Annotated in this window: 29 protein-coding genes; 20 read left to right on the forward strand and 9 right to left on the reverse strand. The window is 32.2% G+C overall.

The features are described from left to right. Nucleotides 1–84 precede the first annotated feature (84 nt). From ACXGSQ_RS13805 to ACXGSQ_RS13815, 3 genes are all read left to right on the forward strand, one after another. Nucleotides 85–723 carry a redoxin domain-containing protein gene (locus tag ACXGSQ_RS13805; RefSeq protein ID WP_458626739.1) on the forward strand — a complete coding sequence of 213 codons (639 nt, stop codon included), beginning with the start codon at nt 85–87 and terminating at the stop codon, nt 721–723. A gap of 89 nt (nt 724–812) precedes the next feature. Further along, nucleotides 813–1,121: a thioredoxin family protein gene (locus ACXGSQ_RS13810; protein ID WP_458626740.1), complete on the forward strand. Its 309-nt coding sequence runs from the start codon at nt 813–815 to the stop codon at nt 1,119–1,121. Between the two features lie 45 nt (nt 1,122–1,166). After that, nucleotides 1,167–1,424, forward strand: coding sequence for a DUF6952 family protein (locus ACXGSQ_RS13815; protein WP_215924862.1), 258 nt, complete (start codon nt 1,167–1,169; stop codon nt 1,422–1,424). Between the two features lie 303 nt (nt 1,425–1,727). Here the strand turns inward: ACXGSQ_RS13815 and ACXGSQ_RS13820 are convergent, their stop codons facing one another. Further along, nucleotides 1,728–2,354, reverse strand: a complete 627-nt coding sequence (locus tag ACXGSQ_RS13820) for a TetR/AcrR family transcriptional regulator (protein ID WP_458626741.1) — start codon at nt 2,352–2,354, stop codon at nt 1,728–1,730. 83 nt (nt 2,355–2,437) lie between these two features. On the opposite strand from ACXGSQ_RS13820, the gene ACXGSQ_RS13825 reads away from it, so the two are divergent. The 4 genes from ACXGSQ_RS13825 to ACXGSQ_RS13840 all read left to right on the forward strand — a co-directional run bounded on the left by ACXGSQ_RS13825 (nt 2,438) and on the right by ACXGSQ_RS13840 (nt 4,738). Continuing rightward, the gene (locus ACXGSQ_RS13825) at nt 2,438–2,782 is read left to right on the forward strand and encodes an LIC_13387 family protein (RefSeq protein ID WP_458626742.1); all 345 of its coding nucleotides are present in this window, start codon (nt 2,438–2,440) and stop codon (nt 2,780–2,782) included. A gap of 67 nt (nt 2,783–2,849) precedes the next feature. Next, on the forward strand, nt 2,850–3,986 hold the full coding sequence (locus ACXGSQ_RS13830; protein WP_458626743.1) for an FAD-dependent oxidoreductase: 1,137 nt from the start codon (nt 2,850–2,852) through the stop codon (nt 3,984–3,986). A gap of 208 nt (nt 3,987–4,194) precedes the next feature. Next, nucleotides 4,195–4,446 carry a type II toxin-antitoxin system ParD family antitoxin gene (locus ACXGSQ_RS13835; RefSeq protein WP_215937343.1) on the forward strand — a complete coding sequence of 84 codons (252 nt, stop codon included), beginning with the start codon at nt 4,195–4,197 and terminating at the stop codon, nt 4,444–4,446. Continuing rightward, entirely contained in the window at nt 4,439–4,738 is a 300-nt protein-coding gene (locus ACXGSQ_RS13840) for a type II toxin-antitoxin system RelE/ParE family toxin (protein WP_458626744.1), read from the forward strand. Before ACXGSQ_RS13835 ends, ACXGSQ_RS13840 begins: the two co-directional genes overlap by 8 nt. A 280-nt stretch (nt 4,739–5,018) precedes the next feature. Here the strand turns inward: ACXGSQ_RS13840 and ACXGSQ_RS13845 are convergent, their stop codons facing one another. Then, nucleotides 5,019–5,711, reverse strand: coding sequence for a hypothetical protein (locus ACXGSQ_RS13845; protein WP_458626745.1), 693 nt, complete (start codon nt 5,709–5,711; stop codon nt 5,019–5,021). Nucleotides 5,712–5,867: 156 nt separating this feature from the next. Next, a complete protein-coding gene (locus ACXGSQ_RS13850; protein WP_458626370.1) occupies nt 5,868–6,833 on the reverse strand; it encodes an IS110 family RNA-guided transposase in 966 nt (321 codons plus the stop codon). A 376-nt stretch (nt 6,834–7,209) separates the two neighbouring features. Between ACXGSQ_RS13850 and ACXGSQ_RS13855 the strand changes: the two genes are divergently transcribed. The 7 genes from ACXGSQ_RS13855 to ACXGSQ_RS13885 all read left to right on the forward strand — a co-directional run bounded on the left by ACXGSQ_RS13855 (nt 7,210) and on the right by ACXGSQ_RS13885 (nt 13,645). After that, entirely contained in the window at nt 7,210–7,806 is a 597-nt protein-coding gene (locus ACXGSQ_RS13855) for a hypothetical protein (protein WP_458626746.1), read from the forward strand. Nucleotides 7,807–8,199: 393 nt separating this feature from the next. Next, entirely contained in the window at nt 8,200–8,550 is a 351-nt protein-coding gene (locus ACXGSQ_RS13860; protein WP_458626747.1) for a 3-hydroxyacyl-CoA dehydrogenase family protein, read from the forward strand. Nucleotides 8,551–8,867: 317 nt separating this feature from the next. Then, on the forward strand, nt 8,868–9,689 hold the full coding sequence (locus ACXGSQ_RS13865; RefSeq protein WP_458626748.1) for an SDR family oxidoreductase: 822 nt from the start codon (nt 8,868–8,870) through the stop codon (nt 9,687–9,689). A 16-nt stretch (nt 9,690–9,705) separates the two neighbouring features. Continuing rightward, entirely contained in the window at nt 9,706–10,557 is an 852-nt protein-coding gene (locus tag ACXGSQ_RS13870) for an SDR family NAD(P)-dependent oxidoreductase (RefSeq protein WP_458626749.1), read from the forward strand. Nucleotides 10,558–10,718: 161 nt separating this feature from the next. Next, a complete protein-coding gene (locus tag ACXGSQ_RS13875; RefSeq protein ID WP_458626750.1) occupies nt 10,719–11,972 on the forward strand; it encodes a metallophosphoesterase in 1,254 nt (417 codons plus the stop codon). After that, nucleotides 11,969–12,892: a helix-turn-helix domain-containing protein gene (locus ACXGSQ_RS13880; RefSeq protein ID WP_458626751.1), complete on the forward strand. Its 924-nt coding sequence runs from the start codon at nt 11,969–11,971 to the stop codon at nt 12,890–12,892. The genes ACXGSQ_RS13875 and ACXGSQ_RS13880 overlap by 4 nt, the downstream gene beginning before the upstream one ends. A gap of 171 nt (nt 12,893–13,063) precedes the next feature. Further along, entirely contained in the window at nt 13,064–13,645 is a 582-nt protein-coding gene (locus tag ACXGSQ_RS13885; protein WP_458626752.1) for a hypothetical protein, read from the forward strand. A gap of 110 nt (nt 13,646–13,755) precedes the next feature. Here ACXGSQ_RS13885 and ACXGSQ_RS13890 read toward each other — a convergent pair whose 3' ends face one another. Continuing rightward, nucleotides 13,756–14,220, reverse strand: a complete 465-nt coding sequence (locus ACXGSQ_RS13890) for a hypothetical protein (RefSeq protein WP_458626753.1) — start codon at nt 14,218–14,220, stop codon at nt 13,756–13,758. A gap of 13 nt (nt 14,221–14,233) precedes the next feature. Further along, the gene (locus tag ACXGSQ_RS13895) at nt 14,234–14,482 is read right to left on the reverse strand and encodes a hypothetical protein (RefSeq protein ID WP_458626754.1); all 249 of its coding nucleotides are present in this window, start codon (nt 14,480–14,482) and stop codon (nt 14,234–14,236) included. Nucleotides 14,483–14,743: 261 nt separating this feature from the next. Between ACXGSQ_RS13895 and ACXGSQ_RS13900 the strand changes: the two genes are divergently transcribed. The 3 genes from ACXGSQ_RS13900 (at nt 14,744) to ACXGSQ_RS13910 (ending at nt 18,276) form a co-directional block, all read left to right on the forward strand. Beyond that, entirely contained in the window at nt 14,744–15,349 is a 606-nt protein-coding gene (locus ACXGSQ_RS13900; protein ID WP_458626755.1) for a hypothetical protein, read from the forward strand. A 537-nt stretch (nt 15,350–15,886) separates the two neighbouring features. Further along, nucleotides 15,887–16,807 (forward strand): hypothetical protein, encoded by a 921-nt coding sequence (locus ACXGSQ_RS13905; RefSeq protein ID WP_458626756.1) that lies wholly within the window; start codon nt 15,887–15,889, stop codon nt 16,805–16,807. Between the two features lie 416 nt (nt 16,808–17,223). After that, entirely contained in the window at nt 17,224–18,276 is a 1,053-nt protein-coding gene (locus tag ACXGSQ_RS13910; RefSeq protein ID WP_458626757.1) for a type I restriction endonuclease, read from the forward strand. Nucleotides 18,277–18,659: 383 nt separating this feature from the next. Here ACXGSQ_RS13910 and ACXGSQ_RS13915 read toward each other — a convergent pair whose 3' ends face one another. Further along, nucleotides 18,660–19,133 carry an ankyrin repeat domain-containing protein gene (locus ACXGSQ_RS13915; protein ID WP_458626758.1) on the reverse strand — a complete coding sequence of 158 codons (474 nt, stop codon included), beginning with the start codon at nt 19,131–19,133 and terminating at the stop codon, nt 18,660–18,662. A gap of 80 nt (nt 19,134–19,213) precedes the next feature. Next, nucleotides 19,214–21,439: a catalase/peroxidase HPI gene (gene katG, locus ACXGSQ_RS13920; RefSeq protein WP_458626759.1), complete on the reverse strand. Its 2,226-nt coding sequence runs from the start codon at nt 21,437–21,439 to the stop codon at nt 19,214–19,216. Between the two features lie 208 nt (nt 21,440–21,647). On the opposite strand from katG, the gene ACXGSQ_RS13925 reads away from it, so the two are divergent. Further along, complete coding sequence (locus ACXGSQ_RS13925) at nt 21,648–21,890, forward strand: putative signal transducing protein (RefSeq protein WP_215924874.1); 243 nt, start codon at nt 21,648–21,650, stop codon at nt 21,888–21,890. A 162-nt stretch (nt 21,891–22,052) separates the two neighbouring features. On the opposite strand, the gene ACXGSQ_RS13930 is transcribed toward ACXGSQ_RS13925, so the two are convergent. Then, nucleotides 22,053–23,678 carry an ABC-F family ATP-binding cassette domain-containing protein gene (locus ACXGSQ_RS13930; protein ID WP_458626760.1) on the reverse strand — a complete coding sequence of 542 codons (1,626 nt, stop codon included), beginning with the start codon at nt 23,676–23,678 and terminating at the stop codon, nt 22,053–22,055. A 101-nt stretch (nt 23,679–23,779) separates the two neighbouring features. On the opposite strand from ACXGSQ_RS13930, the gene ACXGSQ_RS13935 reads away from it, so the two are divergent. After that, the gene (locus ACXGSQ_RS13935; protein WP_458626761.1) at nt 23,780–23,935 is read left to right on the forward strand and encodes a hypothetical protein; all 156 of its coding nucleotides are present in this window, start codon (nt 23,780–23,782) and stop codon (nt 23,933–23,935) included. Nucleotides 23,936–24,035: 100 nt separating this feature from the next. After that, nucleotides 24,036–25,490, forward strand: a complete 1,455-nt coding sequence (locus tag ACXGSQ_RS13940) for a TlpA family protein disulfide reductase (RefSeq protein ID WP_458626762.1) — start codon at nt 24,036–24,038, stop codon at nt 25,488–25,490. Between the two features lie 21 nt (nt 25,491–25,511). On the opposite strand, the gene fsa is transcribed toward ACXGSQ_RS13940, so the two are convergent. After that, nucleotides 25,512–26,165, reverse strand: a complete 654-nt coding sequence (gene fsa / locus ACXGSQ_RS13945; protein ID WP_458626763.1) for a fructose-6-phosphate aldolase — start codon at nt 26,163–26,165, stop codon at nt 25,512–25,514. Nucleotides 26,166–26,248 lie beyond the last annotated feature (83 nt).

The following is a 26,248-nucleotide window of genomic DNA, read 5'->3' on the forward strand; positions in this document are numbered from 1 at the left end:
TAAAATTTGCTTAACGTATTAATTCCCTAATGAAAAGTATCTTTGTAGTCGAAAATTAATAATCAATTTAAAACTATAAAAAACATGGCATTAGTAGGAAGAGAATTTCCAAATTTAGATGTAAACGCAATGAACGCTATGGGCGACACGTTTAAAGTGAACGTTCTAGAAGAAGCGCGTAACAACAACAAAAAAGTTGTATTATTCTGGTACCCAAAAGATTTTACTTTTGTATGTCCTACAGAGTTACACGCTTTTCAAGCGGCTTTAGGCGAATTTGAAAAAAGAAACACCCTTGTAATCGGTGCGTCTTGTGATACTGCCGAAGTACACTTTGCTTGGTTAAGTACCTCTAAAGATAATGGTGGAATTGAAGGAGTAACGTACCCGATCTTAGCCGATTCTAACCGTAACCTAGCCTCTGCTTTAGGGATCTTAGATATTTTCAATGAACAATTCGATGAAGAAACAGGTCTAGTAACTGTTGAAGGTGATAACGTAACCTACAGAGCAACATACATCATTGACGAAGAAGGAATCATTCAACACGAAAGTATTAACAACATGCCTTTAGGTAGAAACGTTAACGAATACTTAAGAATTATCGATGCCTTAACACACGTACAAGAAAAAGGTGAAGTTTGTCCTGCAAACTGGGAAGAAGGTAAAGATGCAATGCAAGCCAATGCTAAAGGGACTGCTGAGTATTTAGCGTCTCACTAAAAACTTATTGTCATTGCTAGCAAAGCGTGGCAATCTCAATTAAACCTGACTGTTTTCAAAAATCGGTCAGGTTTATTAAACAACAAACTATGATACAAGAATTAGAACAAGATAATCTACAAGAGATTATTAATAGTAACGCTACAGTGATCGTACAATATTCAGCGACATGGTGTGGTAATTGTAGAATAATGAAACCTAAATTCAAGAAATTAGCAACAGAGCACGAAGGAGCAACTTTCGTTATTGCTGATGCTGAAAAATTTCCTGAAAGTAGAAAATTAGCAAACGTTGATAATTTACCAACCTTTGCAACATTTAAGAATGGCGAATTTAAAAGCCAAGTACAAACCAATAAGTTCGATGTTTTAAAAGAACTGGTTGACGAAGTCGCTTAATTTGTTTAACCTTTTAATAGATTCCTGCTTTCGCAGGAAATACATATGAAACTACCTGTAATTAAACACTTAACGCAATTCATTGAAGACAATGATGAAGATTATATCATTGAAACCATTGAAACCTTAGAAGCCTTAACCGAAGTACCATCGCTTAAAGATGAAGAGCTCGACGTTATTGGAGAATTAATCTCTAACATGTATGGTGCTATTGAAGTCAACAAAATGATCAAAGAAGGAGCTACTAAAAAAGATGCCGTTAACAATTTTATGAAACGTGTCTTAGGGTCTATTGATAAGTAAATAGAAAAAGAAAAATTAATGAGTATAAAACCACCTTGCGAAAGCTTGGTGGTTTTTGCGTTTTATAGGGGGTTGAGATGCAAGAATTAACTTTTACGGATTCCCGTAAGTTTTTTTGAAAAGATGATTTTATCTTGGCATTTGATTAGGAAACCTATAGGTAAAATTACGTATAGATTTTTAAGATAATAAATTTAACTTCGCGGCTGATGACTTTTAAACTCATATTAAACCTGCCATAACCTATTTGATTTATAGGATATATATGATGATAAAAGTTATTATAAAACACGTTCTCTGTAATTATAACTCATCCGAAACAATCAATTTATATTCATTTTGACCTTTTAAGGTTAAATAAGGAAAAATAGATTGCATTAAAATTACCGAATATTTTGAGATTGATTTCTTTGTTAGTTCAGAGTGAAAAATTTCAGCATCGGATATCCAAAAATCACTTAAAAGCTGAAGACGTTTATATAAGTTTTTATATTCGTTAGGTAAAATTTCTTCTCGAATTAAATCGTTCTCAATTAATAAGTTAAAAAGCATTGAGAATTGTTGTTCTCTTTCAGTAATTAACTTTGAATAATGAATTTTAATTTTTTTGTTCTCACGCATAATTTGAACAAAATCAAGAAGAAAAAAACGATATTCGTAAAAATTATTCATCATTGTTTGAGAAATACTGAACAGTGCTTTTAAAGGGTTTTTAAACTCTTGCATACTTGACATACTACTATCAATGCTTTGCACTAATTTAAAATACAAAGCTTCAATAATATCTTCCCTTTTTTTAAAATGATAATTTAAATTCCCTTGACTTATTTCCATTTTATTTGCTATTGTTCTAAGCGTTACTTTAGACAACCCAAGTGAATTAAATAACTCTAAAGAGTTTTCTAAAATTATGTCTTTAGTCTTTTTCATTTTACAAAAGTAATCAAATTAGTAACATTGACCTAATTCTAAAATAAATTAGTACATTTGACCTAAATTAAAATTAACTAAAAATGAAGATTGAAAAAATTAGTAGTAAAATAGCGAGTTGGTCCTTAATATTTGTTGGTATTGGACATACAATTACAGATTTAACAAGCCCAAAAACATCATCTCAAAATGACTTCATCATAAAAATGAAAGAATTTCCTATTGAAATTTTAGGAAGCAATGCTACTATTTTTTCTTTCCATCAAGGTTTCAGTTTAATGATGGGGTTATTACTTTTTGGCTATGGATTATTAAATATATTGATTTTGAGAAATAACCAAGCTTTATCAATTCCAACAAACATTGTTATCTTTAATATTATAATTTGTTTGATTTGCCTTGCATTATCTATTAAATATTTTTTATAGTGCCAATTCTATTTACAGGTATAGCCTTTTTAGGATTTACAATTTCGTTAATTACAAAACGTATAAAATGAAAATTTCCATAATAGGAGGCGGAATTGCAGGCTTAACCACAGCAATTGCATTGAAACAAAAAGGTTATGAGGTAGAAATATTTGAACAATCTAAAGCGTTCAAGAAAGCAGGTTCAGGTATCAATTTGGCAATTAACGCAATGCAAATCTATAAAAGATTAGGTATTTATGATGAGATTGCATCTTTAGGCAGTTACACCAATGCCTTACTTATTACAGATGAAAAATTCAACATACTTTCTAAAATAAAGCTATTAAAAACAGAACAGGAATTTAAGACAAAAGCTTTTGCAATTCACAGAGCAGTTTTACATACCATTTTAGTAAATAAATTAGATGGCGTAAAAATTCACTTAAATAAAAAGTTAAAATCATTAAATCAAACAGATAATGAAGTCATTTTTGATTTTGAAGATGAAACAACATATACCTCAAACATATTAATTGGAGCAGATGGAATTCACTCTGTGGTTAGAAAATCAATCATTGGTAATACTGAATTACGAATTGCGAAACAAGTTTGTTGGAGAGGTATCGTGAAAACAGATATTTCTAATAAATATGAAACCCAATTAAATGAATTATGGGGAAAAGGAAAACGTTTTGGTTTTGTGAAAATTAATAAAAATGAAGTGTATTGGTATGCATTAGCAAATTACAAAATGGACTATAAAGTAGAATTTCGTAATGCAAATTTGGAAGAATTATTTTCAAATTTTAGTCCTTTAGTAAAACAAATAATATCAAAAACAGAGAAAAAAAATATCATTTTCAATGAAATGATGGACTTAAAACCAATTTCAAGTTGGCATAATAAAAATGTATGTTTAATCGGAGATGCATCTCACGCTACAACGCCGAATTTAGGACAAGGTGCTTGTCAAGCGATTGAAACTGCTTTTGTAATTGCAGAATGTCTATCAACTGAAAACAATATAAATTTAGCATTTCAAAAACTCGAAAAAATAAGAAAAAAGAATGTCGAAAAAGTTATAAATACAAGCTGGACAGTTGGAAAAACAGCTCACTTAGATAACAGAATTGCAATCTTTTTCAGGAATAACATTATGAAACTAATGCCAAAAAAAATCACTGAAAAACAATCGACTTCTATTTATAAGCTGAACTATTGAAAATAACTACAGAGAACACCGTATATAATTTATTGCTGGCTTCTCGCCTACTTTCGAAAGTCCTAGCGGATTTTCTTGGTCGGTAATTATTTACTAAATTAGTTGATTAAATCACGCAACAAACCATATACAAGCACGTTCTACGAAATTTGATAAAAATTTTGCAAACATACCAATTTTTGGTATATTTGATATAAATAGTATCAAAATGAACAAAAACACATCAATATCACTTGGAAATTATTTTGACCAATTCGTCCAAAATAGTATTAGTGAAGGAAGATTTAAAAACGTTAGCGAAGTTATACGAGCAGGATTAAGACTTTTAGAAGAAGAAGAAAGTAAAGTAATTGCATTGAAAAAAGCAATTCAAGAAGGAATAGACAGTGGAATAGCGCACGATTTTGACCCGAAAAAACATCTTGAATCTCTAAAAGCGAAAAAGCACTCGAATGGCTGAATATAAACTGACGAACAAAGCTGTTGCGGATTTATCAAAAATTTGGGAATATACATTTGAGGCTTGGTCAGAAAAACAAGCGGATAAATATTACGATGGACTAATCTCAAATTGTGAGGAAATTGCTGAAAATCCAGATTTAGGAAAGAATTATGAAGGAATTTCAAAACAACTTTTAGGAATAAAATCAAATCGACATATAATATTCTACAGAACTTTAAACGAAAATTATGTTGAGATTACGAGAATATTACACGAAAGAATGGATTTGAAAAAAAGAATAGCGGAATAAAAACTGCGTAGAACACCGTATATAATTTATTGCTAGTTCTAGCCTACTTACAAAAATCCTCGCGGATTTTCTATTCAGTTTTTATTTGTTAAATTAGGTGCTTAAACACGCCACTAATCATACACAATAACGTTGTTCATAATGCGAAAATCGTATAAAACATCAACATTTGAAATAAAAATGTGAGCAACAGAATCACAATTATAATTAATAAAAGTAATCAAATATATACACCCTATAACCGTAAGTTTTTATTGGGCATCAAACCAAAAATCAACAGTTATCTTTTCTGCTGTTGAACTTGGTTCTGTCTATTTTGACCTCTCATTCCGCCACGTCCACTTCCATTTCCTCTACGTCCGCCACCACTTCGCATCCCTTGGTTTTGACCTTGCCCTCTTTCTGAGTTTATATTTCCTTCCATTTTATTTGAAACAACACCAATGGATAGTTTAGAAAAATCACTATTTTCTTTGGATAATATTTTTGTTTTTGGAATTTTAATTGAAAACTCAAATAATTGACTCGAAGCTGTATAATGGTTTTCAATTGCAATATCTAAAGTATTTAAGTCTTTGTTAAATACTTGACTTTCTTCAAAAGAACTATATTCTGCTTCTGCAGGTAATTTTTCAATCATACTATTTAAGTCAATAGTGTTTGAGTCATTATTTCCTCGGGAACCTTGGCGAGATTGTCTTGGTTCGGTACTAGAGGGATATTTTACATACACATCCTTTTTTTCCTTTCCTTTAATATCGTAATAAATAGTAAGTCCTTTTCTAATAATTGACGTTGCAATCTTCTTATCCGTAGTGCTTAGATTTAGGTAGATATAATCGCCTTCTTGTGAAACTTTATAAAGAATATTATTATTGCTTATTTCCGTAGTATCCGCTGAAAAACTTCTTTTATTTGATGCAAAACAATTTAAACTTGAAAGTGTTAAGAGTGCGAGTATTAGATATTTCATTTATTGTAAATTTTTAATAGTTTTAGTGTATAGACTATCAAAATTGATAAAGGTTTAATCATTTATAAAAAAATATCGTTCTAAAATCCGATAAATAAAGAATGAACGTAAAAAACACTATGCACAACAAAGAACTGAGTTAAAAAACAAGCAATTTTAAGCTAATTTAGAAACAAAGTTTTCATCATAAGGCAAACCACTTTTTGCAATGGCAAAAGCTTGTTTTAATAACTTATTGGCAACAGCTATTAAGGCTTGTTTTTTGCGCTTCCCTTTGGCTACTATTCGTTCATAGATTTCTCTACATGCCTTATTATGCTTACTGGCCGAAAAAGCACATAAAAACAACATGTTTCTTAACTTCTTATTCCCTACTTTGCTTATCCTACTGCGTCCTCTAACACTACTTCCAGATTCCCTTATTGTTGGTGTAATGCCTACATAACTGCAAAGCTGTGATGCGCTTTCAAACTTCTTAAAACCATCTGTTACAACTATTAAAAACAAAGCAGTTTTTATGCCTATTCCTGGAATGCTATTTAATAAGGTTAATTGGTGTTGCTGATCTTGTTTTACTAGTTCCAACAACCTTAATTCTATGCCTTTAATCTCGTTGTCTAAATGCTTTAAATCTCGTTTTAAAGACTGATAAACATATTTCGATGGAATACCTAAGACTTCCTCGCCATGTTTCTTATTCTTGGTCTGGGTGCGTTTCTTTAAATAATTATCCAACAATCTAAAGAGTTGTAGACATTCTGCTTGAATAGCTGTCAAGGCACTGTACATTGGCAAATTGTTCATCGTTCCATACTCACAAATCGCTTTTGCATCACTCTTATCTGTTTTTACTTTAGCCAATTTCATCTGTATAAAGCGTTTAACTGACAATGGGTTTACTACTGATACTGCTACTTCGTTTTTATCTAAAAACTGAGCTAACCTGTAATGATAATAGCCTGTAGCTTCCATAACTACCAAAGCTGCTTTAGGTAGCTTTTTTAATAGTGTTTTAAAGCCTTTTTCATCATTATTTAATTGAATATGACCTATAGACTCGCAATACACATCAAAAACATTTTTACTAATGTCAATACCATAAATTTCTTTATCTTTATTCATAAAAAATGAGTTTTAGAAAGGACATTCTACTTTACTTTCAACAACTTAAAAACGAGATCTTGGTCTCACAGAACTGAACGAAATTTAGGTAGAAAAAGAGAGAGGATTATCAATGTTGTCGAAGTCTTGGCTTCACCGTGTATACTAACCTTAATTCTCTCTTTTGTACTTTCTGATTTATTAATCTAATTTAATAATTTGCAAACTTAAGCCGTATATAATTTAGAACCTATCCTAGCCTACTTCCAAAAAGCCTCACAGAGTATCTATTCCGTTTTTATTTAGTAAATTAGATACTTAAACACGTAACACCCGAGCGCAGCGAACTGACAAAGCAAATCACAAACAAAACCGCTGACTATAATTAAAAAAAATAATGACACCTAAACAGGAAGAACGACTAAAAAATAAAATCAAGAAAATTAAACAAGACCTTCAAGCAGACAAAAAGCATTGGGGCGGATATTATCACGATGGTCGTGGCTTACGCTATTTACCTCCCGAATTATACTTAAAATTAGGAGATTTCACTGGGGCCTTACGATACTTCAATTGGTTTACAAAAAATTTCCCTGAAGACATTGGCTATCCCATCTTCCTTTTTGAATGGACCATTACGCTTTTTAAAACCAAAAGAATTGAACAAGCCGAAAAAAAAGCCATTCAAACTTTTATGTCTAATACTTATATTTTTGACAAATTTCTTGAAAAAGAATCACTTCAATTTGAAAAATCTGAAGCTTCAAATTGGCAGCTAGAAGAACTAATTGAATATTTTGATTATACTAAAAATCAAGACGACTTAATTGATTTCAGTGAATGGCTAGAGCGTTTTACCACAAGCGAAACGTTTTATGCCTTTGCGAATAGATTTATTGAATTGAGACAAAAGTTGGAAAACGAACCTGTTGGACATACGAGAACCAAACTGATTGAGAAAGAAAAAGAATTAATAAAAAAATATACCAATTAAAACAACGACTGCCAACAACCTGTATAAATCATTGCTAGCCCTAGCCTACTTCCAATTATCTATTCAAATATTATTCACTAAATTAAAGCTTCATAAAAGTAGCTAGTCCTAAACCAACCCTCACGAAAAAAATGAACATAAAATTAATAACCGTTCTTTTCGTTGTATTGCTGACCGCTTGTAATTCAAATAAAATAACAAGCATCGATTTTCATTATACGCAAGCAGGAAAATCATCACCGTCTCAGACGTTCTGTCGTAGTAATCTATTTGTGGACTTGGAAAATATACGTTATAAAAAAATTACGAATAAAAAGGTTTTAAATAAGTTTGAACAGCAACAAATGAAATAAAAGAATCAGACGAATTTTCTATTGACAGCTTCCTATTCCATTGTACAAAGAGCAACCAGGATATATTTTAAATACGCTATTGGTTCCGCACTTTAAGGCTAGTGTTCAAACGGCTGCAGATGGCATTGCAGAACCGCAAATAATTGATAAAACCTGGATGATTTCTACAGGTTCGCCAATTGGTCCTTTTTCGCTCTTAGACATCATTGGTCCTAATACACCCTATAATTTGTTCAAGGCATGGGGAGAAGAAGGAGATGAACTTTCTGCGAAGGTTGCTGGATGGTTTAAAACGGAATACCTGGACAAAGGAAGGATGGGCACCGCAAACGGAAAAGGAGTATATACCAATCCAAATCCGGCATATAAAGATCCTGATTTCCTCAAATAAATGTAATGAGATATCCAAAACCCAAAGACTATTCTTTGGGTTTCGGCTTCTTGAAAAGCTCGGGAACATTTGCATTTAAAAACATACACATTTTGACTAATACTACGGCTTTAAGACGCAGAGAAGACTTATGCCCTTATGGTTTACCAAAATATTAATATTCACTCGTGTAAACCTAAAGGTTTCATTAAATGCAGAGGAAACTCTAGCGAAATTAAAATCCGAAATAAGTATTCAAAAATCTGAAATTGATATACTTCCATTAGTTCTATACCTTATAATTTTGCATCATTATTAATCTTTAAAAGACTAAAGTGATGAACAAAACAATTTTTATAACAGGAGCAAGTAGCGGAATAGGAAAAGCAACAGCAATTCATTTTCAGAAAAAAGGATGGAATGTAGTTGCAACAATGCGTAATACAAACAGCGGAAAAGACTTAGCAGAATTACAAAATGTTTTAGTGACGCGATTAGATGTTACAGACAGTAGCTCTATTCAATCTGCTGTAAAGGCTGCAGTCCAAAAGTTTGAAACTATAGACGTTTTACTTAATAATGCAGGGTATGGTATGTTGGGGACTTTAGAAGCAACTCCTATTGCAACCATCAGAGAACAATACAATGTAAACGTTATTGGGCTGCTTGAAACGACGCAAACCGTTTTACCTATTATGCGCAAACAAAAATCTGGAACCATTGTAAATATATCATCTATGGGTGGTCGTATTGCATTACCTTTAGGTAGTGTGTATGGCGCTACAAAATATGCAGTAGAAGGCATTTCTGAAGCATTACAGTACGAACTTGAACCATTGGGTATTACTGTGAAAATTATTGAACCTGGTGTTATTACATCAAACTTTAGTAAATCTGTAGCTTTTAATGACGAGAACATTAGCGACTATAAAGTTGTTGTAGATAAAATTATGAAAACCTATAAAGGAGAAGAAACTAATGATACTTTTCCTGGAAGTGCACCAAACACAGTTGCTAAAGTAATAGACACTGCGATCCATGATACTACAAACCAACTTAGATTTCCTGCAGGTAATGATGCTGAACAAATGTTAGAAGCTAGAGCAAAACTATCGGATGGTGAGATGATAGCTATGTTGAAAGAAAACTTTGGAATCTAATTAAAGGCTATCAAAAATGGAAAACATTATTATATCTGGTGCTACTAACGGCATAGGAAAAGCACTTATAGCGGCGTTAATAAAAAAGGGCGGCTATAAAATTGGAATCATAGGAAGGAATAAAGAGAAGTTAACTGCCTTAACCAAGCTACCTAACGCTTCGGCTAATCAAATACACATTTATCAAGCGGACTTATCATCTTTAGCACAAACTAAAAAGATAGCAAAAGAGATTATTGCTGATTTTGACCAAATAGACTATTTGATTAATAATGCGGGTGCTTATTATTATGATAAAGAAATTACCTCTGAAGGTTTTGAGAAGACATTAGCCACTAATTATTTATCGACTTACCTTCTTAACAAATACCTGAGCCCAATAGTAATACGTACGGCTTCAGAAAAAGGAGATGCGCAAATAATTAACACTGGGTCTAGTGGCCACAAAAGAGCTATTAATTGGGACGATTTTAATTTTGATAAAAAAGAATATGATGGTCCTTTTGTTTATGAACATTCCAAACACTTAATGATTTCACATACGTTTGATTTGGCAAAACAATTACAGAATACAAATGTGAGAGTCAATACAATTCATCCAGGTTTTGTGACATCCGGATTAATAAAAGGAAAAAAAATGCCCTTCCCAATGAACGTGTTAACAAAAATTCTACCGATATTTATGGGTATTACACCCCAAAAAGCAAAAGATGTTTATCTATGGTTACTATTTGATGAAAAAGCTAAAAGACTTAACTCAAAATACATCAGCAATAAAAAAATAGGAAAAGTTTGGAAACCTATTAGGGATATGCAAGCACAAAAACGGCTGAGATTTGAAACCGAAAAAATGATAGAAAAATTTTAATTATCCTAATTTAAAACAGTTCTCGTTTTTAATTTAACGGAATTAACTTTTAAAGAATCTTTAAAACAACAAAGCAGGTTCTTTACCTAAAATGACTAATCAAAATGCATTTGTTTTTTTGATTCAATCACATAATTAAAATTTAACAACACGCTTATTATATGAAGTTTATCCTTATCGTTTTACTTGTTTTTACAGGATTGATAATAATTGATGTATACGCTTTTCAAGCTATTAAGAATGTCACAAAAAACCAATGGTTTTATGGCCTGTATGGTATTATTTCCGTTGGTGTATTAATTTACCTTTTTGCAATTATTATTAGGTATGATAATACCGTAGGTCCTGATAAAGATAGTTTAATTTTCGGTGCTGTTTTTATCCTATTTTTAGTACCCAAAATTGTAGTAATCTTACTCATGTTTGGAGAGGATATTATTAGGGTTTCACTTGGTCTTTACCAATATTTAACAAACAATACGTCTAGTGAAAATGCAACAACTTTCATTTCTTCAAGAAGAAAATTTATAAGTCAATTAGCATTAGGCATTGCTGCCATCCCTTTTTCTGCTGCTCTTTACGGTATTTTTAAAGGGAAGTACAATTACAAAGTAATTTCACATACCCTTTATTTTAAGGATCTCCCAAAGGCTTTTGATGGGTTTAAAATTACGCATATTACAGATGTACACTCTGGAAGTTTTGATGATGAAGAAAAAGTTAAATACGCTATTGATTTAATCAACCAACAAGACACAGATACTATTTTATTTACAGGTGATATTGTAAACACAAAAGCAAATGAAATGGATCCTTGGATAGCTATATTTAAGGAAATAAAAACACCAGAATTTGGTAAATATTCAGTGCTTGGCAATCACGATTATGGAGAATATGTAGAATGGCCTTCTCAAACGGAAAAAAACAATAATTTTAATGCGATAAAGGCTATTCATAAAAAGATAGATTTTAAATTATTATTAAATGAAAGTATTTATTTTGAAAAAGAAAATGAAAAAATAGCGCTTATTGGTGTTGAGAATTGGGGGCATAATTTTAAACAAGCTGGCGATTTAGAGCAAGCTTCTTTACAAACTTCAAAAAACGATTTTAAAATACTTATGAGTCATGACCCTAGCCATTGGGAATACGAAGTAAAATCCCATGATCACAATTACCAATTAACCTTAAGCGGTCATACACACGGTTTACAGTTTGGTATAGAAATTCCGGGATATTTCCAATGGAGCCCTGTACAATATATTTACAAACAATGGGCTGGCTTGTATAAAGAATTTGGACGGTACATTAATGTAAATAGAGGTTTTGGATTCCATGGCTACTCAGCTAGAATAGGTATTTGGCCTGAGATTACCGTAATAACATTAAAACAACAAACAAATAAAAACGAATGAAAACAGACTTTATATCTATTGATACCATTAGTGAAGTCAATGCTATTTTTAATGTAGACTCACCAAATCACCCATTAGTCTCTGTAATTCATTTAAACGATCCTAAAATTCGGAAGCGTTTTAATAATGAAAAATTTATAATTAATTTATATTCTATTGCTATAAAAGATATTTCTTTAAAGGGGTTTAGCTATGGCAGAAATAAGTTTGACTTTGAAAGTGGTACAATGATGTTTATTGAGCCTGGTCAAGTCATTTCTCCAGGAGATGAAGAAATGAGTGTAAATAATCAGGGTTGGATGTTATTTTTCCATCCTGATTTAATTCGCCACTCTTCGCTTTCATCTAAAATGAAGTCCTACGATTTCTTTTCATACAACCTTCATGAAGCTTTACATCTTTCTGAAAAGGAACGCAACGAAATAAAAATATTGGTTGATAAGATTGAAACAGAATATTTTCAAAATATAGATAGACACAGTCAAAATGTAATTGTTTCTACTATAGAATTGATCTTAAATTATGCGACGCGGTATTATGACCGTCAGTTTTTTACACGTTCTGTTTTTAATACAGATAAAGTGAGTGAGTTTGAAACACTGCTAACCTCGTATTGCAATTCTGAAAAGTTAAAAGTAGATGGAGTGCCTTCTGTTCAATATTTAGCTGAAGCTTTAAATATGTCACCAAAATATTTAACCGAATTACTAAAAAAGGAAACTGGGAGAAGTGCACAAAGCCATATACATGAAGTTATAATATCAAAAGCTAAAACCATACTTTTAAATTCAAACAAGAGCGTTAGCGAAATAGCTTATGATTTAGGGTTTGCATACCCACAATACTTCAGTAAATTATTTAAAAATAAAACCAAAATGAGTCCGAATGATTTTAGACTTAAAACGAACTTCCCTTCATAACTGAACACAACAAATCTAAATTTATAGATTTACAAAAATAATACGAAAAGGTAACATAAAAGTTACATGCTTTATACTACTTTTATTTGCGTTGAAACCGAAGAAAATAAATAAAGAAAGAAAAACAGGTCTTTGTGTATTTGGTAACCAACGGCACTAAAACATATATAGATGAAAAATATGCTTTTATTTCTAGTAGTAATAACAATTACGTTTTCATGTAAAGAAAACGAATCTACAGCACAATTAGTAGCTATAAATGAAAATACGGTAACCACGGTATCAAAATTTCCAGAAAGTGTACCGACTTGCGAACGCAATAAAAAACTGTTTGATGCCGTTCCGCATCTTGATACTTACGCAGAATATAATTTCAAGAATGTGGGTTGTACTAAACACGGACTTGCGGCTCAATACAACCACCCTACAAATGATTTCTACGAATTTACATTCACTATCACCGAAGAGGTAAATGAAAACAAAATCATGTTCAATTACATACGAATAGGTCACAAAAATGCCGTAAAATTAGACATCGAAGACACTTTCGTTAGCGATCTAAACATATTTGACAATGCGTTTATAACCACCACAACTGAAACGGAATACGAGGAAGCAAAATACCATGCCACCTATAAGGATAAATACATTATCATTTTGGTTATACGTGGTAAAAATGTATCTAGCAAAGCGGCCGTTGATAGTTATGTAAAAGCATACCTTGAAACTATTAATAAAGATTTTCTTGATTAATCTTAAAGGAATAATCGAAGCAATGCTATAAACAAAATAGTCGTGTTAATAGAATCTACAAGTTTATATGTCACCATTTAAACTAAAACACAGGCGCTACCACTAACGTCCTATAAACATTTCAAAACCGTAATACCTACACTGTCTTTAGCATTTAAAACATACAAAGCGCCATCAACTTCTTGATAAAACCGCACACCAAGTACACATAGCGCAGTACCAAGACCATTGGGTAAAGTAGCAGGCTCTAAAACTAAAGTAGAACTCACATTAGCACGATCTAAAACTAACGAAGGAGCCAAATGCAAGGCATAATTCAAATGCTCAAAATCAAAATCTAGAACACCATAAGTCAGCGCCATATGAGTAGCACCATCCGCAAAGCCCACCTGCTGAATATCAAAATCAGTATCAGAAACATGAAACCCAAAAGGCAAAACCTGCCGTACAGCACACGCAGGTGTATAACTAAAATGTTGCAACAACTGAAGACCTTGCGCCTGCCCTATCCCTTCAGCAACACTGCGTTCTCTGCGTTTATGTGTCGTATCTAAGGCTTTTATACGTGTAAACAAGCCTATTAAACGATTATGGAAATGGGTGAATGTAGCCCTTATAAAACGGAGTCAAAGCTAATCTAAACGCTTTATTCACCGCTGAGCAATGTTCAAACTCATTAGCATTTTCGCACACACGCTGCATACTAGCCTTGCGCTTTATTGCTTTTCTAGTAAATCCACCACCCGCTTTTCGTGCAATAGGCTTACCATTCAAATAATAAAAATTAATACCATTTAACGTGCCTACTAAAGGGATAATTCCGGTCTGTTGTGCCATAGCATCACACCTTAAACTAAACACTTATGATACAGTAATATACAAAATATTTTAATGCAGGTTATAGCATAATGGATCACATGGGTTGACAAATAACTCTAATACACAGAATAGTAATTAGATCTAATTACCTTAAGAACTGAATACCTAACCAGCTAACGAAAATACAATCAGATCTACTATTCCGTTTTTATTTACTAAATTAGACGCTTAACCAATCTCAAACAACCCCTTCCCTTCAGGGTTCCAACAAAAACTATTATGAAAAACACATTACTAATTCTAGTCTTACTGTTTATAAACTTAAGCCATGCACAAGAAAATTATGAAGTAGAAATTAATGGCAAAATCTTTGACATAGCACTAGATAAAGACTATGAATTAGAGATTAACGGAACCCCAATTAAAATTAACCTTAAGCAAAAAGATACCCTTGTATACAACGATGCATATTTTAGCTTTAAATACCCAAAGGAATATAAAGTAGGTAGAACAGTCATTGATAAAGAAATTGAACAGTTAATGCTTATGACCGCAGAAGGTTCTGGTTTTATTATTCAAAAATACTCAGGCATTAATCCAACCATGCTAAATGAATTAATGATTAATGAACTCACAAAAGAAAGTGTGAACTATGGATTTAAACTAGTTAGAGAAGATTATGAGAAAACCTTAGCCTCTGGCTCAAAAATAAATGTAAACAAAGCGGTTTTAACCTATAACAACGAAATAAACATTTATGAAATTGCTTCTATAGGTAAAAAAGATTCCGGATTAATACTAATGACTATGGAAATGACCAACGCTGAAAATTCTTTAGGCAAAAGCCTCATTAATATGATATGGAATACACTAGAAATCAAATAAACAAAGTGTTAATGGTTAAAATAAATACTAGCCATAACGCATCATTTAATTTAAATCTATGAATCCAGAAATGGAGATAAAACGAATTTGTTAACTAAAGAATGGGAAATTGAAGAGTAATTAAAGTACCTGGCAAAACGGGGAGCTCTATTTATATCTCTAAATATAATTTACAACTATCATATCGAGGTTTCAACATCGCTAATTTATATGATTTTCGAAATTCAGATACGGCTAAATTTCAAATAAAACCAGATCTTCAACCGAGCAATCAATATAATTTTGATGATTTACGTTGAGATTTGCGGCAAAAGCAAGACTAACTTATCTTAAAAACTAATAACCAAACACCATTCAAAATTATAGTGAGCTCTAAACCCAATGCTCCAAAAGTTTATTCTATTTTTAATACGCTACCAGACAAAAGCCTATTCGGTTCATATTAATAAAATTACATGTTCAACGGTATTAAAAGACGTTGACCATCTGCTTTATAAAAAATTAAATCACAGCGTATAAAACAAATTAAACATACTGATGAAAAGAATTATAACAAACATGATACTCGTTTTTACGGTCTTTTTAAATGCACAAGACCATTCTGAAAAAGCAAAAGAATGGCTAAAGACCCTAAATTCAAACAACATTATCACCGAATATTACAACAATTACAAGAATAAAATTCTTAAAGGAACAAATCTCGTTTTTACTGAATATGATTTAGACATCACAGATTCGACCACCCTAAACGCATATAAAGCTGCGCTAGACAAAAACTTTAAGTTCTATATTCAAGAAGCCAAAGACAGAACCTTACTAATATATTCTAACTACGACGAGGAGCAATTAGATAAATTTATCAACCTCGCCAAAACAGAACCCAATATCAACATAGTCTTGCTAGAAACCAATTTTGCCGAAATTGCAGAAATCATCATCAAAGAGCATAGCGAATATATTGCTCACGATATCCCTTTTATTGTAAGGGAAATAAAAGCAATCACGCAACCTTTACGATTAAGACTTATAATTGATAACGATACCCTAGCCAATATTCGTAAAACAGACTTCAATTTAGTATTAGTAACAGTAAACCCAAAGTATAAGCAATTACAAATTCTAAACAGAGAAACTTCAGAAATTGAGATCCCTAAAGACCTTAAATATGAAGATATGAAACACATCATTGTAACCTTTAACAACAAACAATATCCTTTTTTCGAAAATCATTATGAGAATTTACCGAAAGAATTAAGAGCCGTAATGAACGACGACGTCAAAGAATTACACAATCCACTGGCTAAATATTGCTTCGAGAAATTATTGTATTGGGAAATTAGGATAGACAATGACCCTAAAAACAATCCAGACTACAAGCTAATAAAAAGACCAGATGAAAATAGTAAAGGTCTAATTAGTTTCAAAACACGTCACACATCCCTTGGAAGAATGAATTAACAGCTTTAACCAATGTGTATTTAGTTCTTATTTCCTCCCTTTTACGGTTTACCGTAACCTCCATAATATGGAGTGTTGTAACTTAGCTTTTGTTTAAAAATAGCTACTACGTTATGTTGCGAATGGATGTGAATAATTTAGAATAATTATGAATCATTCTCGTATCAATTTATCTTTTTTATACGCAACAATTATAGTGAAGATATTGGATTAAAAAGTTGTTTGAACACCAGAAAAATAATCTTTTTGGATAGAACAACATTAAAACAAGAAACAATTCACAACAATAACGACAAGCCATCTTACACATTAGTATTTCTTATAATCTTTTAAGATTATCATTCTAATACATAGCTCATTACAAATGAAAATACAAAAACACCCCCTGATAACCAGAATTTTCAAAATCTAAAAACATGGAATTATACAACCAACTAAAAGGACTTGCAGACAAAGTAGAACAACTGAAAGACCGAATTGAAACAGAAGAAAGTACAAAGCACGCTTTTACTTTACCATTCATAAACATCTTAGGATATGATGCTTTTAATCCTACAGAAGTTGTTCCCGAATTTACTGCTGATTTAGGACTAAAAAAAGGAGAGAAAGTTGATTATGCCATTTTCCAAAATGGTGCACCAATATTAATTGTAGAATGTAAAAATTGGAAACAAAATTTAGACGTTCACAACTCTCAATTATTTAGATATTTCCACGTTACAAAAACAAGATTTGCACTTTTAACAAACGGAATAATTTATCGTTTCTATACCGATTTAGAAGAAACCAATAAAATGGATGAAAAACCATTTTTAGAATTTGATATTACCAATTTAAAAGAAAGTACAGTAAAGGAAATTGAGAAATTTCATAAATCAAAGTTTGATGTTTCAAAAATTGTTGATAATGCAAGTAATTTAAAATATACGAGAGAAATTAAAACTCTAATTAATAACGAACTTCAGTCTCCATCACAAGAATTTGTCCGTTTATTTGCCAACAAAGCTTATAATGGAAGATTGACTTCAAATGTCATGAATGAGTTTACTGAAATTGTAAATAAAGCTTTTGCACAGATAATTAGTGAAAAAGTTAGTGACCGACTTAATTCTGCACTAAATAAAGAAGTGGAGAAACAAAAGGTTGAAGAAACCGAAGAAGAACCTAAAAGCAAAATAGAAACTACGGAAGAGGAATTAGAAGCTTATCAAATTGTAGTTGCTATTTTGAGACGAAAATTAGCCAAAGAAAGAATTGTTTCGAGAGACACTCAATCCTATTTTGGAATCTTATTAGATGATAATAACAGAAAACCTCTTTGCCGACTTCACCTTAATGGAGGAAATAAATACATCAGTCTTTTTAACGACAATAAAAAGGAAGTTAAAGAACCAATAAATTCAATTGATGCTATTTATAATTTTGAAAAACAATTACTAAAAACAGTCGAAAATTATATTGCTGAATAAAACATAGAGAGCTACATTGCGCACCATAAATTGTTTGACTTGATCTTATCTCAAAAATCATTTCAGTTTTTCATGCTCTAATCCATTGTGTGCGGTGTTATTCAATTTTTATTTAAGAATTTGAATACTTCACACCTCCCAATCCAATAACCAAACACAACAAACAAGTCCTTTTTTTATCTTAAGCCATAGCCCATTTTGCTCTAAAAAAACGCAAATACAACAATACAAGTTATAACGTGTTGGATTCAGCTAAAACTAAGGTAAACTCCCTGTAAACACTAATAAAGCACACGCCTGACTTCAATTACAAAAAAACTGAGTACAAAAAAAGCCATAACAAGCTAATTTTAAACTCAGTTTTTAATTGAAGTTACTATATACTAGTCTAAAAGCTCCACAATCTCATCAAATTGTTTATCTCTCGCATAGTCTAAAGCCGTTTTACCATCGTTGTCTTTAATGCTAGTATCTGCGTTATAGTCTAGAAGTAATTTTACAATAGCAACCTTGTTGTATTGCGTCGCAAATATCAAAGCTGTGACACCATTAGTATTCACCGCATTAATATCGGCTCCATGTTCTAATAAGGTGGTTGTTAAAGCTACATTCCCTTTAAAACTAACCCCAATCAATGCCGTATTTCCTGATGCATCTTTAGCATCAAGGTCGGCCTTATGCTCAATTAGCAATTGTGTGGCCACATCATTATCAAAATAGGTCGCTAAAATAAGTGGAGTAAATCCACGAGCATCTTGACTGTTTACTAATTGTGGATTAATACACATTAAAGCTTTTAATCTGTCTTTATCGCCAACTTTTATAGCTTCAAAAAAAACATCGGTATCTTTTTTCATTTTCTGAAATTTTAAAATTTTTAAAATAAAAAGGAATGCACATCAAGTCCATTCCTTTTTATATCAATGTTTAATAGGTATTATATATCAAAACGATTAGCGTTCATCACTTTTGTCCAAGCTGAAACAAAATCCGTTACAAACTTTTCTTTGCTATCATCTTGCGCGTATAATTCTGAATACGCACGTAAAATAGAGTTAGATCCAAATACTAAATCTACACGTGTTGCGGTGTATTTCACTTCACCTGTATGACGGTTTTTGATTTCATAGATTCCATTATCCTGAGATTTCCATTCGTAAGTCATGTCAGTAAGGTTTACAAAGAAATCGTTTGTTAAAGCACCTTCATTTTCCGTAAACACACCATGTTTTGTGCCTCCATAGTTGGTTCCCATGACACGCATGCCTCCAACTAAAACCGTCATTTCTGCAGCTGTTAAGCCGAGTAATTGTGTTTTATCTAGTAGCATTTCTTCCGGACTCACTACATATTCTTTTTTCTGATAATTTCTATAACCATCTGCAAGTGGTTCTAAAGATTCAAAAGATTCAACATCTGTCATTTCTTGTGTTGCATCACCTCTACCTGGTGTAAAAGGAACATTCACATTTAAACCTGCATTTTTGATTGCTTTTTCTACACCAACATTACCAGCTAATACAATAGTATCTGCAATACTAATTCCAAATTCCGAAGCAATAGGTTCTAAAACAGCTAATACCTTTTGTAATTGTGCAGGCTCGTTACCTTCCCAAGCATTTTGTGGTTCTAAACGAATACGCGCTCCATCTGATCCTCCTCTAAAATCTGATCCTCTATACGTTCTTGCGCTATCCCAAGCTGTAGACACTAATTCTGATATTGTTAAATCTGTACTTGCAATTTTAGCTTTAACAGCGTCAACATTATAATCCTTATTCCCTTTTGGAATTGGATCTTGCCAAATTAAATCTTCTTTTGGTACATCTGGTCCAAACCAACGGTCTTTTGGTCCCATATCACGATGCGTTAACTTAAACCAAGCGCGAGCAAAAGCGTCAGAAAACGCATCAAAATCATTCATGAATTTTAATGAAATTTCTCTGTAAATAGGATCCATTTTCATGGCCATATCTGCATCGGTCATCATTGGATTAAGCCTTGTTGTTAAGTCTTCAACATCTACAGGCTTATCTTCCTCCTTAATACTTACAGGTTCCCATTGGTCTGCTCCTGCAGGACTTTTTCTAGATTCCCACTCGTGGTTAAATAACATTTCGAAAAAGCCATTATCCCATTTTGTAGGGTGTGTTGTCCAAGCTCCTTCTAAACCACTAGTAACGGTATATCTTCCTTTACCAGATTTTGTTGGATTAGACCAACCTAAACCTTGTGCATCTACATCTGCACTTTCTGGATCAGGACCTAAAATACTAGCATCTCCATTTCCGTGTGTTTTCCCTACGGTATGTCCACCAGCAGTTAAAGCCACCGTTTCCTCATCATCCATCGCCATACGTTTAAACGTTTCACGAATTTGCAATGCTGTTTTTAACGGATCTTGTTTACCGTTAACTCCTTCTGGATTCACATAAATTAATCCCATTTGTACAGCGGCTAATGGATTTTCCATAGTGTCTGGTTTATCGACATTACCATATCGCTCATCACTTGGTGCTAACCATTCTTTTTCAGCTCCCCAATACACGTCTTTTTCTGGATGCCAAATATCTGTACGTCCAAATGCAAAACCGTAGGTTTTTAATCCCATACTTTCGTACGCAATAGTTCCGGCAAGAATAATTAAATCTGCCCAACTTACTTTATTACCATATTTTTTCTTGATAGGCCACAATAAACGTCTCGCCTTATCTAAACTTACATTATCTGGCCAAGAATTTAAAGGTGCAAAACGCTGGTTTCCTGTTCCTCCGCCTCCACGTCCATCAGCTAATCTATATGAACCTGCCGCATGCCATGCCATTCTAATCATTAATCCACCATAATGTCCCCAATCTGCAGGCCACCAATCTTGAGAATCGGTCATAAAATCGTGTAAATCTTGCTTAAGTGCAGCAACATCTAATTTTTTTAATTCTTCTTGATAGTCAAAGTCAGCACCAAGGGGATTTGTTTTAGTATCATGTTGGTGTAAAATGTCTAAGTTTAGCGTGTTTGGCCACCAATCTGTTACTGATTTTTCTGTGGTAGTAATTGCGCCTTGCATAAAAGGACATTTACCTAATCCTGATCCTCCATGTGGGTTAGTTTCTTGATTTTCTGCATGAATTGAATCGGCAGAGTCTTTAGCTGAATTTTCCATATATCGTAATTTTCGTTTTAATTTTTGATAAAAATATAGATTAAGATACTGATATTTAATTTATAATATTTTATTATCTGATATTTCGATAACCAAAAACTATAGTAAATTAACAAATTATAGTTAAAACAAATAAAATTGTGATTTATTTAGTAAATAATCTCAAGAAAATTTCGTAACTTTTCTATATGAATTAATACCTATAATTATGAGCACTACAGAATATACAAAAGTTTACTACGGTAATTTTATTTTAGTTACACGAGTTAAAGACGAATTGGAAGCCTCTGGCATAATACCAATCATAAAAGACGAAGGAGAATCGCAACGTTTAGCAGGTTATGCATCAATGAATCAAGGCTTCCAAGAAGTCTTTGTCCATAATGATGAATTAGATAAAGCTATGGCGATTATTAATAGAGTAAAAGCTGAAATGGAAGCTGCTTCTTAATGATAAGCAATACTCTACCATAATTAGAATGTACGACTTAAAATACTTAGGCTGTTTTTTTTTAAAACCTGCCTTAGTATGAATAGATACTTCAAGTTAAAACTAAAAAAATGCTGATATTAAAAAATATCAGCATTTCTATTTTAAAGGAATAAGATGCTATTAAGCCGTAACATTATACATCTTTTCGCGTTGTTCTTTTATTTTTTTATCACTCATGTACTCATCAAACGTCATATAACGATCAATAACTCCACTTGGTGTTAATTCTATAATTCTATTACCAACGGTTTGCGCAAACTCATGATCATGTGTTGTTAATAAAATGGTGCCTTTAAAGTTTTTTAACGAATTGTTAAACGCTGTAATACTTTCTAAGTCTAAGTGGTTGGTTGGCTCGTCTAACATTAATACGTTAGCTCTCATCATCATCATACGGCTAAGCATACAACGAACCTTTTCGCCTCCAGATAAAACATCTGATGTTTTTAGAGCTTCTTCACCACTAAAAATCATTTTCCCAAGGAATCCTCTAATATTTACTTCCTCACGCTCTTCTTCTGTTTGTGCCCACTGACGTAACCAATCGACCAAAGTCAATTTATTATTAAAGAATTCGCTATTATCTAATGGCAAATACGATTGTGTAGTAGTAACTCCCCAATCAAATTTTCCAGAATCCGCTTGTTCATTACCATTAAGAATTTGATAAAACGCTGTTGTTGCTCTAGAATCTTTAGAGTACACCACCACTTTATCTCCTTTATTTAAGTTAATATCTATATTACTAAATAAAACATCGTTTTCTATACTAGCTGATAAACCTTGAACATTCAATATCTGATCTCCAGCTTCACGATCGCGTTCAAAAATGATAGCAGGATAACGACGACTAGAACGTTTAATTTCTGATATATTTAATTTATCAATCATTTTCTTTCTACTCGTTGCTTGCTTAGATTTAGCAACGTTAGCAGAGAAACGACGAATAAAATCTTCTAATTCTTTCTTCTTTTCTTCAGCCTTTTTATTTTGCTGTGCATGTTGTCTTGCTGCTAATTGAGACGACTCGTACCAAAACGTATAGTTACCAGAGAAATGGTTAATCTTCCCAAAATCGATATCCGAAATATGCGTACAAACCGAATCTAAAAAGTGTCTATCGTGAGAAACCACAATTACGCAGTTTTCGTAATTTGCTAAAAAGTTCTCTAACCACGAAATCGTTTCGTAATCTAAATCATTGGTAGGCTCATCCATAATTAACAAATCTGGATTGCCAAATAAAGCTTGTGCCAATAATACACGTACTTTTTGCTTACCATCTAAATCTTTCATTAAGGTGTAGTGGTATTCTTCCTTAATCCCTAAGTTAGACAACATCGCTGCAGCGTCACTGTCTGCATTCCAACCATTCATTTCTTCAAACTGCACTTGAAGCTCACCTATTTTCTCAGCGTTTTCGTCCGTATAATCGGCATAAAGTGCATCAAGCTGAGATTTCAATTCATATAAAGGCTTATTCCCCTTCAAAATCGTTTCAAGAACAGTATCTTCATCATGTTTATTGTGATTCTGCTCTAAAACAGACATACGCTTGCCTGGCTCTAAATGAACACTTCCAGAAGTTGGATCCATTTTGCCCGCTATAATCTTTAAAAACGTAGATTTTCCGGCACCATTGGCTCCAATAATACCATAGCAATTACCATTATTAAATGTCGTGCTTACTTCATCAAAAAGTATGCGTTTTCCAAATTGAACTGAAAGATTAGAAACTGATAACATGTCTTTAAATTTTAATCTATTAACCTCACGATAAATGAAGGCGAATTTTTGAGAGTGCAAAAGTAGAAAATTAAACCCAAAATCTGCTATTTTACAGCATTATGAATCTTAAAAAAGTGGTAAAATTCAAATTGAAAGCCGTTTCTGAAGATGATTCCTGCTCTTCGGTTTACAAACTGTACGAAACGCACATCACTAAAGCCACTAATAATATAACAAAACAACCGCAACACATCTTAATTTATGCATTTCATTAAAATTTAAGACTTACCTATAAGTTTTAACGAGGTATTAACAGCAGATACGTAAAGCATCCTATATTTTTGTTTTCTAATCGATTATAAATTTTACATGCAAATGCTACGTATAGTTTTTACTATTACTTTATTATCAACTGTTTTTGGATGTCAATTCAAAGGTGGAAATACTAGTGACTATGCGTATATTGGTGGCGAAATTATCAATCCTAAAAACAATAGTGTTATTCTCTATAATACCAATGGACAGATTTTAGACTCCATCACTTTAGATGCCAATAATCGTTTTATTTATAAAATAGATAATCTTCATCCGGGTTTATACTCGCTTACTCATGGTGGCGAATATCAAATGTTATTATTAGAGCCTTTTGATAGTATAATGTTTAGACTAAATACTTATGACTTTGATGAGTCTTTAGTGTTTACCGGACATGGAGCCAAAAAGAACAATTATCTTCTTAAAACCTATCTATCTAATGAAAAGGAAGCCAAACAATTGGTTAAATATTCTAAAATGGAACCAGAAGCTTTTAATGATTTTGTTGAAAACAGGCGACAAAAACAACTAAAAGAGTTTCATCAATTTTTAGAGCGTAACGAAGAATCCGAATTTTTTAAATCAATTATAGAAGCCAATATCAATTACAACACATACGCTGACAAGGAGATTTATCCTTTTGCATACTTCGGTAATAACAAAATGATTCACATTAAAGATCTACCTGAAGATTTTTTTGCTCACAGAAAAAACATCGATTATAATGCGACCTATTTAAGTCGCTTCTTTGCTTATAACCGATTTTTATTCTCTCATATCGATAACCTAGCCATTGACAATTATTATAAAGATAATGCCTACCACAGTAAGTTTAATAGACATGCTATGGGCTACAATAAATCTAAATTAGATTTAATTGATAGTATTATCTCAGATCCCATTATTAAAAACAACTTATTAAAGTATAAAGCACGAGAATACATTAGCTATAATCACACAGAAGATGAAGCAAATGAATTACTTAATTATTACTTAGAAAAGAGTACTAACGAAGAAGACAAGTTATATATGACCGATTTGGTCTCGTCTTTAAAATTATTACGTCAAGGGAATCCGTTGCCTAATATTTCTATTGTGAATTATAACGACACTGAGTATTTTATCAATTCCATTATTACCAAACCAACAATAATTTATTTCTGGTCGTCAAATTCTAAATCACAATATAGAAATAGTCATTATATGGTAGATAAGTTGAAAGTGAATTTCCCTCAAATGGATTTTATTTCAATAAATGTGAATGATAATAACGATAAATTCTGGAAAAAAATCATTGACAATTACAACTTTCCAACGATTAACGAGTTTAAATTTAAGAATTCAAAAGAAGCACGTAAAACACTAGCCGTAAACTACTTAAACAAATGTATTATTGTTGATAAAAACGGTATCATTTTACATCCTAATGCCAATATCTTTAATTCTCAATTTATTGAAACCCTTGAGGAGCTATTACAAAGAGAGCACCTTATTGTAAAACAAGATGCTCTTTAAAACTGTTATATAGAACGTTAATTAATTTCCTTTCTTATAATCTGCTAAGAATTTTTCTAAACCACTATCTGTTAATGGGTGTCTAAGTAATCCTGTGATTGAACTTAATGGTCCTGTCATAACATCTGCACCTAATTTAGCACAATCGATAACGTGCATGGTATGACGAACAGAAGCTGCTAATATTTGAGTTTCAAAAGCATAGTTATCATAGATATGACGTATCTCAGCAATAAGGTTTAAACCATCTGTTGAAATATCATCTAAACGACCGATAAAAGGAGAGACATACGTTGCACCTGCTTTAGCCGCTAATAACGCCTGACCAGGAGAAAAGACTAAAGTAACATTGGTTTTAATTCCTCTATCAGAAAAATATTTACAAGCCTTAATACCATCTTTAATCATTGGTAATTTAATTACAATTTGATCGTGTAATTCTGCTAAGGCTTCCCCCTCTCTTACCATCCCTTCAAAATCTGTAGAAATAACTTCTGCAGAAACATCACCATCTACAATATTACAGATAGCCACATAGTGCTTCATAATATTATCCGTTCCTGTAATGCCTTCTTTAGCCATTAACGATGGGTTTGTTGTTACACCATCTAAAATACCCATATCTTGAGCATCTTTAATCTGCTCTAGGTTTGCTGTATCGATAAAAAATTTCATAAAAACTTGTTTTGAATTGTTGTGTTTTTTATTGTCGCGAATTTACGACTTTAAGCCTCATTTATAGGAATGATTTTTCAGAA

The organism is Winogradskyella sp. PC D3.3, assembly GCF_054366245.1.